The sequence below is a fragment of the Aquimarina sp. 433 genome, from assembly GCF_054054605.1.
Genome location: NZ_JBSWZK010000006.1, coordinates 78,608 through 91,023, shown reverse-complemented (window position 1 = coordinate 91,023; position 12,416 = coordinate 78,608). Strand labels below are relative to the sequence as shown.

Sequence of the window (12,416 nt, the reverse complement as noted above, 5' to 3'; positions counted from 1 at the left end):
AATCATAGTTTGGAGAAGGCAAATAAAATAGTTTTGAGATATCAACATAATACCAAAAACCATGAAAAAGATTTTGCTACTTACCGATTTTTCAGAAAACTCCTGGAATGCTATTGATTATGCTACAGAACTTTTTAAGGAAGAATCTTGTACATTTTATATAGTAAATGCTTACAGCAAAATTATTTATGAAGCTATTCATCTCTCCGATCATCCATCTGAGCGTAGTGTAGAAAATACAGTACAATTAGATGTTTTAACAAACCTGAAACACATAAAGAAAAGCTTGGAGTATGCAAATGTTAATAAGAACCATCATTTTGAAATCATTGCAGCTTTTGGAACGATCACTGAAGTAACATCAGAAATAGTAGCATCCAAGAAAATAGATCTTATCGTTATGGGGACTAAGGGAACTACTGCTGCAAAAGAAGTATTTCTAGGTAGCAATGCTGTACGAATCATAAAAGCTATCAAAAATTGTCCGGTTGTAGTCATACCGTCCAGTTTTTCCTTGATAAGCCATCCTTTGCATATAGCATTTGCAACAGAATTTACACATTTTTATAGTAAGGAAGAATTAACACCTTTAATAGACCTAGCTATACATAATAGTGCGAAAATAGATATTGTACACATTCCGAAGCAAGCAGGTTCTTTATCAGAGGAACAAAAATTTAATTCAGAAATATTACAAGAATATTTTAATGCTATAAATAGTTATGTGCATACCATAAAGATGGGTGATTCTATAGCTTCAACTTTACAAAGTTTTGCAGAAAAATCGAATGTAGATCTATTAGCAATGTTGAATTATAGACACAGTTTTTTAGAGAAATTAACCAGAGAACCTGTAATTAAAAATATAGCGTTTTATTCAAAAATTCCTTTTATGGTACTACCAGAAATAGGAATGAGTACTTCATTCTCTAAAATAGGTAAAGACATATCTAAAAGAGATCAAAATCTGATAAAAGATACGGTATAACTGATATTGGTCATAGTTCATCTTCTAGACAGGACTTAGTTTTGGATATAATAAAAACTATTTATCATGAGAAAGGTTCTAATCCCCACAGATTTTTCAGAGAATTCTTTAAACGCATTAAAATATGCTGTTGAGGTTTTCAAATACGAACAGTGTGATTTCTTCATACTACACGCCTATGCGGACGAAGTATATGATCAGAATGCTCATATGGCTCGAGAACTTTTTAATGAAATAAAAGACAATGTCTATCAAAACTCGGAAAAAGAATTGACCAAAATAGAGGAGGTATTACAACAGATTTCTCCGAACCCAAGACATTCCTATACAACACTATCTAAGTTTGGTCAGTTGGTAGATGAGAGTAATGAAATTATAGAAGAAGAAAATGTAGATATTGTTGTCATGGGAACCAAAGGAAAAACGGATAACAGCAAAATAACCTTTGGAAGTAATACACTACAGGTAATTAAATATGTTAAAAGTCCTGTTTTGGTGATTCCTAATGGTTGTACATATACGCCTCCGAAGAATATCTTATTTCCATCAGATTATCAATTACCATACAAAAGAAGAGAGCTGAAGTTATTGTATACAATGGCTAGAAGTTTTAGATCTAAAATTAACTTTTTATGGGTATCTACTAATGATAAGTTGTCCATACGACAAGAAGACAATAAAGAGTTTTTAGAAACAAGTTTATCAGGTGTCGAACTAGAATCTCATCGGATCTCGTCAGAGAGTTTGACTACAGCAATTAATGAATTTATCGAGTATAAAGGAATAGATTTTTTGGTGATGGTAAATTCTAGACATTCCTACATGGAGAACATATTGTATAACTCTACAATAGATACAATAGGATTAGAGATCAAAATTCCATTTTTGGTGATGCAAAATGTACCAAGAATCTAACTTCTAAAAATAACAAGGAAAAATAGACCACAAGAATTATGAGAGGATATAATGGTTTGTCATAATGTGGTGATTTAGTAAACAATAAATGTAGAAAAGATGAAAAGGATATTATTACCAACAGATTTTTCGGATAATGCATATAATGCTATAAAATATGCAGTACAGTTTTTTAAAGACGAAACCTGTACGTTCTATTTGCTAAATACATTTACTCCTATTTCATATACAGCAGAATACCTTATAGAAAATCCTGCACCTTATGGTATAGAGGAGGTTGCACTTGGACATTCAAAAAAAGAAATAGAAAAAGTAGCACAAAAGATTCAAATAGAATTTCCAAATGAGAAGCATCAATTTGTAAAGCTTTCTGCTTTTAATATGTTGATTGCTGAGATAAAGGATGTTATTGAAACGTATAACATTGATCTTATAATCATGGGTACAAAAGGTGCAACAGGACTTAAAGAAGTATTGATAGGGTCCCAAACTATGTATACCATGAAAAAAGTAAAATGTCCGATTATTGCTATCCCAGATGGATTTGCTTACGAAAAACCTAAAGAAATTCTGTTTCCGACAGACTATAATCTCAATACTTCAAACCCAATTTTACTTCCATTAATTAAGAGTATATGTGACATCCATAACTCGCGGTTACATATTTTAAATGCATATTATGGTGTTCCCTTAGTTACACAACAGAAGGATACAAAAGTATATTTAGATACTTATTTCGAAGAGAATGCTCATGTTTTTGAAATTGCAGACGGCATGGATGTTATGGAAGCTATTGAAGACTATCAGAAATATCATATTATCAACTTATTAGTGATGGTTCATAATAAGCATTCATTTTTTGAGAACCTTTTGTTTAAACCAGTGATCAATCAGATTGCATATCATCTAAACGTTCCTTTTTTAGTGATTCCTTCAATAGAAAGACAATAATAAATTTACGATTAGATCTTAAAAATATAACGATATGAAACGTATATTAATTCCAACAGATTTTTCCGATAATTCATGGAACGCAATAGTGTATGCTTTTAGTTTCTTTGAGAATACTCCATGCGAATTTCATATTGTAAATGCTTATGAATTAACTGCTACACAATTGCTAACTACGATTAGTTCTCAAAAGATAGGACAGCAGTATGAACTTCTTAGATCAGCATCACAAAAGGGGTTGGATATGGTTGTCGAGGATATTGAAAATTCGAAAACTAGTATGCTTCATTCTTTTAAAACCATATCTCGTTTAGGAGATTTAGTGGAAGTTTTACAAAGTTTACTAAAAGAAAATCATTATGATCTCGTTCTGATGGCAACTAAAGGAGCTACTGGGGCAAAAGAGATTTTTATGGGAAGTAATACGCATAAGGTTGTTCAATATCTGGATAGTTGTCCTGTTTTAGTAATTCCTGAAGAGTGTAGATATCAAGAAATTTCAAATATTGCTTTTGCCACTAATTTTGAAAGAATGTATTTCAAATCTGAAATCAATTCTATAAAAGATTTAGCAAAGATTCATGATGCTACTATACGAATGATTCAGGTATATGAAGAACCAAAACTTTCAGAAATGCAAAGCTTTAATTCCAGCACGTTAGAGCATTATTTTAGTAATAGGAAGCATGATTTTCATGTAATTGAAGACTTTTCTACAATAGAAAATGCAATACAGGCTTTTATAGAAGAGCTGGAGATAGATGTATTGGCCATGATTAACTACCCGCATGGGTTTATCAAGCGATTATTAAGAGAACCTGTTATTAAAAAAATAACATTTCATACTGTAATTCCATTCCTGGTAATCCCTGCTGATAACTGAGAATTGTCATAGTTTTTCGTTTCTACAGGAATTAGATTTACTCATAATTAATAAATAGTTTAACGATGAAACGAATACTAGTTCCTACCGATTTTTCGAACAATGCATATAATGCTCTTTTTTATGCTACTCGATTGTTTCAGAATCAACCTTGCCATTTTTATATACTCAATACTTTTGAGGTTAACACCCCAATATTAACTAGTCGTTTGGATACTAGTAAAGGAGATGCACTCTTTCAGAAATTGAGAAAAGAATCTGAAGAAAAGTTACTCGAAACAAAACATAGAATAACTCTTGATACCGAAGAGGTGCAACATCATTTTGAAACGATTTCTATTTCCAAAGAATTGATAGAAACTATTACTAAGACTGTTAAAAGTAAAAAGATTGACTTGGTAGTTATGGGAACAAAGGGAGCTACTGGAGCTAAAGAAATCTTTATGGGAAGTAACACAGTGAAGGTGATTCAATCGATAAAATCCTGTCCTATCTTGATGATTCCAGATGCATTTGAGTTTGTAAAACCTATGGAAATTGCATTTCCTACTGATTTTAAAAGATTCTATTTAGAAGAGGAGTTGAAACCTCTTGTAGATATGACCAAACTTTTTGATGCTAACATTAGGCTTTTTCATATTCACGAAGAAGAACAATTAGATGAACTTCAAGAATATAATTTTACAGCTTTGAAAAAATACCTGAAGGACATAAATCCGACTGTACATTGGATTTCAAAATTCTCAAAAAAATCAAAATTGATCAATGATTTTATTGAAGATATGGATGTTGATATGCTGGCTATGGTGAATTATAAGCATAGTCTGATGGAAAATATCACTCATGAACCAGTAATAAAAAGTATTGGTTTCCATCCTATAGTTCCCTTTTTAATTATTCCTGACGCAAGCTGATAATTGTCATAGTTTACGATAAATAACAGAGGTACATTTACTACACTAATCCTAAATATCAATACTGATGAAAAAGAAGATTTTATTACCAACAGATTTTTCTAAAAATGCATGGACAGCTATTTGTTATGCTATAGAATTGTATAAAAGTGATGAGTGCGAATTTTATTTGCTAAATACGTTTGATGTGTCTGGTTATGCGCTGGAAAGTATGATGGTTCCAGAACCAGGAGAGAAGTTATATGATGCAGCTAAAGAAAAATCAGAAAAAGGACTTGGAAAAACCTTGGAAAGATTAGCATTTAGAGATGAATACCCACGACATACATTCTTTGCAATCTCGCAGATGAATAGCCTGTTAGAGGCCATTAAAGATATCGTGGATAAAAAAGATATCGAAATGATTATCATGGGAACCAAGGGAACTGGTAATCGTAGAGATGTCATATTTGGAAGCAACGCTATATCCGTTATGGAAAAGGTGAGAAACTGTCCTGTAATGATGGTTCCAGAAGAAACACTATACCGAAAACCAAGAGAAATAGTATTTCCAACGGATTATAAAACACATTTTAAGAGAAGAGAATTACAATATTTGGTAGAGATCGCTCAACGAAATAATGCAGCAATTCGTGTGCTATATATCACACAAGACGATACACTTTCTGAAGAACAAAAGAATAATCAGGATTTATTAAAAGAATATTTCGAAGAAGTCCCTTATACATTTCATACGCTGCATAATGTAGATGTAGCTGGAGGCTTGAGCTGTTTTGTAGAAAGTAGGGATAGTGATATGATCACTTTTGTAAATCATAAGCATAGCTTTTTTGGTAGTGTATTCTCTAGACCCTTAGTTAAAAACTTAGGACATCATGCTACAGTTCCTGTACTGGCACTTCACGATTTAAAAAACTAAAACCATATACAATGAAAAACATAGGCATCTGGATGGATAAAGAAAAGGCGTTTATTATTAACCCTAATAAAAACGAAAAAGAGATGATCACCATCCCATCTCAAATAGAAACATATCGAATTCATGGTGGTTCCGGAACCAGATTTAAAGGAGGCCCACAAGATGTGGTACAAGACAGTAAATATTTGGAGCGAGAGAAACATCAGTTCAAAGCTTATTTTAAAGAAATAGCTTCTCATGTAAAAGATGTCGATAAACTGGTTGTTTTTGGACCAGCAGAGGCTGGAGAAAAGTTCAAAAAAGAATTAGGATACTACTATAAAGATCTACATGACAAACTAGAAGGTGTTTTTAAAACTGATAGTATGACCGCAAATCAAACCAAAGCATTGGTAAGAGATTATTTTAATCTGTAAAAGAAGTATTGATAGTACTCTTAATATGAATCCTACTTTTTTCACGCATACTAGAAAAACGGTAATTATAAAATTTTGAAGAAATGAAAACAATACACGAAACAGAAACAAGGTTAAAAGATTTTCATTTTGAAATGTTAACATGGAAATCCTCACTTCAATTTATTGAAGGTGAAGTACAATTCATTAATCAACTCCTTAATTCCTATGTTTTTGAACCCAATACACCAAACCTTTTTGAAAGACTTCAGGAATTTAAAACACAAATAAAAACTGTGCAGACGGAATTAGAGAATATTTATTTAGAGATAAGCAAGCAAGAAAGTGAATTAGGTGGAATGATGGAGTGCGATACCATGTCTTGCGATATTTTTTATAGTGATAAACATTTTTCATTAAAGGAGAAATTTGATCTGTTTTATAAAAACTATCAATTTTTCAAAACAAAGGTGTTTAGCTATGCTGGAGGAGTGCTTAAAAAGAAGAAGAAATAAATCTTAAAGCTGAGAAATATCATTTTTTTCCTCATTCAACTGATTTAATTTTATTACAGATAATAACTATAAAACCTAAATATTATGTCACTAATTAAATTTAAAAGAAACAGACTTCCTTGGATTAATGATAGTATTGGTAATTGGTTAGATACAGATAGTTTTTTCTCTGATGATTTTTTCATTCGAGATAAGGATTTACCAGCCATGAATATTAAGGAAAATAAAGATGATTTTGAAGTAGAACTGGCAGTTCCAGGTTTTTCTAAAGAGGATATAGCTGTAACTATAGAAAATGATATGCTTCATATCTCTGCAGAAAATAGTAATAATGCTGTTCAGGAAGAAGAAAACTATACCCGAAAAGAATTTAGTTATAATTCTTTTCAAAGAAGACTACAGTTACCCAATAGTATTGACCAAAATAAGAAGGTCAAAGCGGCATACAAAGATGGTGTGTTAACCCTGAATTTACTCAAAAAAGAAGAGGCTAAGGAACCACCAAAAAGAGTAATAGAAATTGCTTAGAAAAAGAGGTAGGCAGAAAATGATGTGGGGTTAATTTTCTGCCTTTTCTATTTTAAAACTATCATCAATAAGAGCAGAAATATGAAAACCGATGAGCAACATATAAAATATGCTGAGTGGAAAAGTGCTGATGAATTACATGAAATAACAGTAGGCTGGATTTCTGAATTGAAATTTAGTAAAGATGAACAGTTATTTCTTCAAAATCTTATCAGGAACTATCCGATAACACCAATTTCAGAAATTGAAGTAAAAGAAAGCAAAGAAACTGCGGATCGTCTTGCTAAATTATCTGAACAGATAGATCCTCTGCTTGAGAAAATTAGGAACCATAACAATGAACTTCTTGTATTAGTAGACAGTGAAGATCAATTGGAGGAGGAAAAGGAGTATAAGCAAACACATCGATTATTATCGGAAGAAGTAAATAGCTATTTAGAAACATATAAAGCTCACAAGAGAATAATTTTTGAACTAATTAAAAGCTTTATCAAAAAGGAAAAAGTAAAACGAATATCAAAATAATAGCATTGAGAATACTCAAGAACATATCAATTGTGATAGTTCTTTTGTTTATGGGATTTTGGATTTGGTATGAGTATACATATTCCATGGATACCGTAATACCATTTCAGGTAAATGATCCAAATCTAGAAACAAAAGTGCTTATCGCCTCTCAGGGAAGCAGGTTTAAAGATTCATTGGTACAAAGAGTATTAAAACATTATAAAGAGGATGCTATTTATTTTAAAGTAATTGATGTGTATACACTGTTTACAGTACCAATAGATAAATGGGATGCAATTGTGATTATCAATTCTTGGGAATACGGAAGCCCGCCATCTAATGTGAAGAGATATATCAAAAATCATCCTGAAGATCTTGATAGATTGATTATTCTTTCTACCGTTGGAAGCAGTCATATCACATTACAAGATGTAGATGTAATATCTGGCGAATCCATTATTGAAAAACTGCCAGAATATACAAATGAGATAGTCCATAGACTAGATAAAATATTATCAAATACAAAAACTAACCATAATGAATAAAGTGTTTATATATAACTTACTGATCATAGGATTGCTTTGGAGTTGTTCTTCGAGTGAATTAGTAGAAAATTGGAAACATCCAGATATCGAAGTATTTGAATCTGAAAAGGTACTGGTGGTCGGAATTACTGCAGATAGTAAGAATCGAAAAAGTTTTGAAGAAAGGCTCTCTAAAACGTTACAAAAAAATGGAGTTAATGCTGTTACTAGTCTCGACCTTTTTGAACAATTCTATGACGATTCGCCAAAAACTGAAGAAGAATTACTAGAACTTGAGAAAGAACTGATTCAAGAAGGTTTTGATGCTATATTGCTTTCCAAAGTTCTTGGTGTAGAAGACAAGGTTACGGTAGTTTCTTCCATGAGAAACCTTGATCGCACTTTTAATAATTTTAGAGAAGATTATTACCAGAATCAGGAAATTTATCATGATCAGGATTATTATGAAGAGTATCAAATATTTCATGCTCAGTCCACACTGTATTGTATCTGTCCCGAAAAAGAAAAGGAAGTGATCTGGCAAGGATCCATAGACGTTACCATGCCTGATAATATAAAAAAGGCTATAAAAGATTATGTGAATATGTTAGTCTGGGCATTGAAAGAACAAAAACTATTAATTGTAAAGCATGAACTCTATTATGAAGGTGTTGATATATAGTGCAAAGGATTTTGAAATACCATTTTTGGAGCAGGCTAATAAAGATCAATTTCATATCAAATATAGTAAGGAACGTCTTACCGAAGATACAGCAGTTTTAGCTCTTGGATTTGATGTGGTTTCTATTTTTTCTGCTGATGATTGTTCTTCTTCGGTTTTAGAAAGGCTTAGAGATTTTGGGATACGTCATATTACTTTGCGTTCTGCTGGATATGATAATATAAATCTAAAAACAGCTAGCAGGTTAGGAATTCGAGTGGCCAATGCTGCGGGATATTCACCACACGCTATTGCAGAACATGCCATTACATTATTATTATCACTAAATCGTAAAATAATAATGGCAAATCAACAGGTTCATAATTATAATTTTTTGCTGGATGATCTTATTGGTTTTGATCTTAATCAAAAAACTGTTGGGATAATTGGTACGGGAAGAATAGGAAAGGTAATTGCTAAAATCATGAATGGTTTTGGGTGCCAAATTATTGCTAATGATTTGATAGAAGATCCTGATTTAGTAGAAAATGATAAAGTAACATATTACAAATTAGAGGAACTATTAAAAGAATCAGATATCCTATTTTTAAGTACGCCTTTGACTTCAGAGACACATCACTTAATTCGTACAGAGACTATTGAGTATATGAAACGAAACCTAATTCTTATTAATGTAGCCAGAGGAGGTATCGTAAGAACTGAGGATATCATTAAAGCTTTGGAATTAAAAAAGATTGCAGCGTATGGCTCGGATGTTTACGAGTATGAAAATGGAGTTTTTTTCTATGATAGATCTCAAAATCATCCAAATGATCCACTTTTACAGGAACTAATAGATTTACCCAATTCTTTGATTACATCGCATCAGGCATTCGCGACTAAAGAAGCATTACATAATATTGCGAAAACTACTTTTGATAATATAGAGAGTTGGCAAAATGGAGGAATACCGCAGAATGAGCTAACACCCGTATTAAAGGATATCGATGGTTAGGGTTTGACTAAAGAACTGGACTGAAAATTTTAGCGATGCCTTCTTTTATTTTGTGTGACCAGGGTCTTGTTACGAAAGTATCATACGCTAAAAGAGTACTCTTATGACAATCCTCTAAAAAATCTTCTCGAAGTTGAATTGCAAAATCATCATCAAATAGTACAGCATTCACTTCATAATTTTGTTCGAAGCTCCTTATGTCTAAATTGGTAGTGCCTACTGATGATATTGTATCGTCCGAAACAATCGTTTTACTATGCAAAAAACCATCTTCAAAAAGATAAATCTTTACACCAGCTTGTAACAAATTTTCAAAATAAGAACGAACACACCACTTTACAATTAGGTTATCCGATTTTTGAGATAATAGTAGCCTTACATCCACTCCGCTCAATGCAGCAACCTTCAAAGCATCTAAAATCGATTCTCCCAGAATGATATAAGGATTCGCAATATATACGTAATCTTTTGCCTCATTAATGATAGAAAAATACATCTGTTTTGTAGCTGGAAAATTATCATCTGGACCACTATGAACTATCTGTACAGTAGAGTTTCCGTTAACAAGGTTTTTAGAAAAATAGGATGTGTTTAATATAGATTCGTCATTACTGACCAAATACCAATCAAGAGCAAATATTGCTTTTAAGTTGTTTACAGAAGGACCTTTTAGTTGTAAATGTGTATCATACCAAATTCCTAAATTGGGATCTCCTTTTATATATTTATCCGCAATATTAATTCCTCCTGTAAATCCTATTTCTCCATCGATCACTATGATTTTTCTGTGATTTCTATAATTGATAGAAGAAAGAAATTTGCCAAATTGGATGGGTAAGAATTTATGAATTTTTACTCCGATATTCTGTAATTTTTTGATGTATGCTTTACTCAGAGATAAGCTACCTATTCCATCATAAAGGATATAAATATCTACTCCATCATTAATTTTAGTATTGAATAGATTAAAAAGCTCTGTAGTAAGTCCTCCTTCTTCAAAAATATAATATTCAAGATAGATAAATTTGTTGGCATTCTTTATAGCTTCAAAAATGGCTTCAAACGTAGTTCTTCCATTTTTGAGTAGTTTTACTTCATTTCCTGTACTAGGTCTAAAAAGTGAGTTCTGAGTAATCAACGAAATTATTTTATGATGCTCATTAAATTCTTTTGTCGAAATAGGAGCGCATTCTGCAACGGCTCTTTCCATGAAAGTTGCAACCCTAGGTGTTTTTTTTAATCGAAAGAGTTTATTTTTTCTTCGATTTCTTCCCAACATAAAATACAGAAATATACCACCTATTGGAATTGTGAAAATAGCAAAAAGCCATCCTAATATTTTGGTAGGTCTCATACCATTAAGCAATAATCTAATAGTAATTATTGCACTAATGATTATGTATATAATAATACCTATTGAATAAATCACAAATTAAAGATAAACTTAATAATGCATTATCAATAAAGGAATTTGAGTTCCGTAACTAATTTTAGAAGTTTCAGATCCTTTAAAAAAGCGTTCTAAAAATGTTTCTCTTTTTACGAATATTGCAGTAAGATCTACTTCCATCACCTGCACAAAACTATGAATCGCTAAAGAAAACGGTATATTACTAATAGTATGAAAAGTATGGTTGTAGTCTTTAAAAAATGATTCTAGATTCTTTTTATCATCAAATTCTGTTACGGTTACCAATTCATCTTCTTTGGTTTTCAAAATTCTTAGAGAAGCATTGTGTTTTGATAAAATATCGGTGAGAGGATCAATTCCTTCTGTTGTAAAATGATCATCTATATTCAAAGCATATAACACTGTCTTTGGAACTCTGAATTTGATATTATTTGGTATTGCCAAAACTGGACAATCAATTTTACGGATAACTTTTAGTGTATTGCTTCCAAAAACCACCTCAGCAGCTCCAGTAGCTCCGTTTGTACCCATAACAATTAAATCAATTTCCTTAGTCACGACAGCTTGCCTAATGGCATCCGTGAAAATGTCATAATCAATTATTTTCTCGAAAGCATAGTTTTCATTAGAATATTTAATTTCTAGATCGTCGACAAGCTGATTTAATTTTGTTTTTGATTCATTAGTTATCGAATGATAAAGAGAAGTGTTTGTCGGAGCGCTCATCAAATCATCGGTGGTATAATGAGATGCTTTTTGTACATGTAAAATATAAAAAGTACATAGTTCTTTTTTAAAAAAATCCGTAGCATAGTCAATAGCATTTAAAGAATTTTTTGAAAAATCTGTGGGTAAAAGAATATTCTTCATGATGTTTGATTTATACCATAAAATTACTTTTTAAACCTTAGATCAAATATGATCTTTATCATATAAAAAGGGATTGCTAGAGGGTAGATCACATTACTATATTTTTATGTATTAATACAGATTTGATTTTGGATTTCCTCCAGTATTTCAAAAACAGAAAGTAGATTCTCTTTGGATAATTTGGTTTTAAGATATTAATGTTTGAACAAGAATTATTCATACAGTCTTCCTCTACATTTAGACCAAAACTTAGGGTTACATTCATCAAAAAATAAAAATTTTTAAATGTTGTGGGTAACATTTTAATCTAGTTGAACTCCTTCTATCAAATGGACATTTATTATCTGGTCTGATCAACCTAAATAATTTTTGCAAAGCAAAACGCGTAAGCCGAAAAGCGAAAGAGTAAGCATTTCTTTT

General features: G+C 31.5%; 15 protein-coding genes. 13 read left to right on the top strand and 2 right to left on the bottom strand.

The annotated features are described in order from the left end of the window. Nucleotides 1–61 precede the first annotated feature (61 nt). The 13 genes from ACWNT5_RS13645 to ACWNT5_RS13585 all read left to right on the top strand — a co-directional run bounded on the left by ACWNT5_RS13645 (nt 62) and on the right by ACWNT5_RS13585 (nt 9,715). Nucleotides 62–988 carry a universal stress protein gene (locus tag ACWNT5_RS13645; protein WP_456517634.1) on the top strand — a complete coding sequence of 309 codons (927 nt, stop codon included), beginning with the start codon at nt 62–64 and terminating at the stop codon, nt 986–988. 66 nt (nt 989–1,054) lie between these two features. Next, nucleotides 1,055–1,903, top strand: coding sequence for a universal stress protein (locus ACWNT5_RS13640; protein WP_456517633.1), 849 nt, complete (start codon nt 1,055–1,057; stop codon nt 1,901–1,903). 99 nt (nt 1,904–2,002) lie between these two features. Next, nucleotides 2,003–2,854, top strand: coding sequence for a universal stress protein (locus ACWNT5_RS13635; RefSeq protein WP_456517632.1), 852 nt, complete (start codon nt 2,003–2,005; stop codon nt 2,852–2,854). 34 nt (nt 2,855–2,888) lie between these two features. After that, nucleotides 2,889–3,737: a universal stress protein gene (locus ACWNT5_RS13630; protein ID WP_456517631.1), complete on the top strand. Its 849-nt coding sequence runs from the start codon at nt 2,889–2,891 to the stop codon at nt 3,735–3,737. Nucleotides 3,738–3,802: 65 nt separating this feature from the next. Then, on the top strand, nt 3,803–4,651 hold the full coding sequence (locus tag ACWNT5_RS13625) for a universal stress protein (protein WP_456517630.1): 849 nt from the start codon (nt 3,803–3,805) through the stop codon (nt 4,649–4,651). Nucleotides 4,652–4,718: 67 nt separating this feature from the next. Then, nucleotides 4,719–5,570, top strand: a complete 852-nt coding sequence (locus ACWNT5_RS13620; protein WP_456517629.1) for a universal stress protein — start codon at nt 4,719–4,721, stop codon at nt 5,568–5,570. 11 nt (nt 5,571–5,581) lie between these two features. Next, the gene (locus ACWNT5_RS13615; RefSeq protein WP_456517628.1) at nt 5,582–5,986 is read left to right on the top strand and encodes a hypothetical protein; all 405 of its coding nucleotides are present in this window, start codon (nt 5,582–5,584) and stop codon (nt 5,984–5,986) included. Between the two features lie 83 nt (nt 5,987–6,069). Further along, complete coding sequence (locus ACWNT5_RS13610; RefSeq protein WP_299898409.1) at nt 6,070–6,480, top strand: hypothetical protein; 411 nt, start codon at nt 6,070–6,072, stop codon at nt 6,478–6,480. An 84-nt stretch (nt 6,481–6,564) separates the two neighbouring features. Continuing rightward, nucleotides 6,565–7,008 (top strand): Hsp20/alpha crystallin family protein, encoded by a 444-nt coding sequence (locus ACWNT5_RS13605; protein ID WP_456517627.1) that lies wholly within the window; start codon nt 6,565–6,567, stop codon nt 7,006–7,008. A gap of 81 nt (nt 7,009–7,089) precedes the next feature. Continuing rightward, a complete protein-coding gene (locus ACWNT5_RS13600; RefSeq protein WP_456517626.1) occupies nt 7,090–7,533 on the top strand; it encodes a hypothetical protein in 444 nt (147 codons plus the stop codon). Nucleotides 7,534–7,538: 5 nt separating this feature from the next. Continuing rightward, nucleotides 7,539–8,060 carry a hypothetical protein gene (locus ACWNT5_RS13595; protein WP_456517625.1) on the top strand — a complete coding sequence of 174 codons (522 nt, stop codon included), beginning with the start codon at nt 7,539–7,541 and terminating at the stop codon, nt 8,058–8,060. Beyond that, the gene (locus ACWNT5_RS13590) at nt 8,053–8,721 is read left to right on the top strand and encodes a hypothetical protein (RefSeq protein WP_299898416.1); all 669 of its coding nucleotides are present in this window, start codon (nt 8,053–8,055) and stop codon (nt 8,719–8,721) included. The genes ACWNT5_RS13595 and ACWNT5_RS13590 overlap by 8 nt, the downstream gene beginning before the upstream one ends. Continuing rightward, the gene (locus ACWNT5_RS13585) at nt 8,690–9,715 is read left to right on the top strand and encodes a 2-hydroxyacid dehydrogenase (RefSeq protein WP_456517624.1); all 1,026 of its coding nucleotides are present in this window, start codon (nt 8,690–8,692) and stop codon (nt 9,713–9,715) included. Before ACWNT5_RS13590 ends, ACWNT5_RS13585 begins: the two co-directional genes overlap by 32 nt. A gap of 7 nt (nt 9,716–9,722) precedes the next feature. Here the strand turns inward: ACWNT5_RS13585 and cls are convergent, their stop codons facing one another. Together cls and ACWNT5_RS13575 are read right to left on the bottom strand one after the other, a co-directional pair. Further along, a complete protein-coding gene (gene cls, locus ACWNT5_RS13580) occupies nt 9,723–11,144 on the bottom strand; it encodes a cardiolipin synthase (protein ID WP_456517623.1) in 1,422 nt (473 codons plus the stop codon). A gap of 15 nt (nt 11,145–11,159) precedes the next feature. Then, a complete protein-coding gene (locus ACWNT5_RS13575) occupies nt 11,160–11,996 on the bottom strand; it encodes a universal stress protein (protein WP_299605993.1) in 837 nt (278 codons plus the stop codon). Nucleotides 11,997–12,416: the final 420 nt, after the last annotated feature.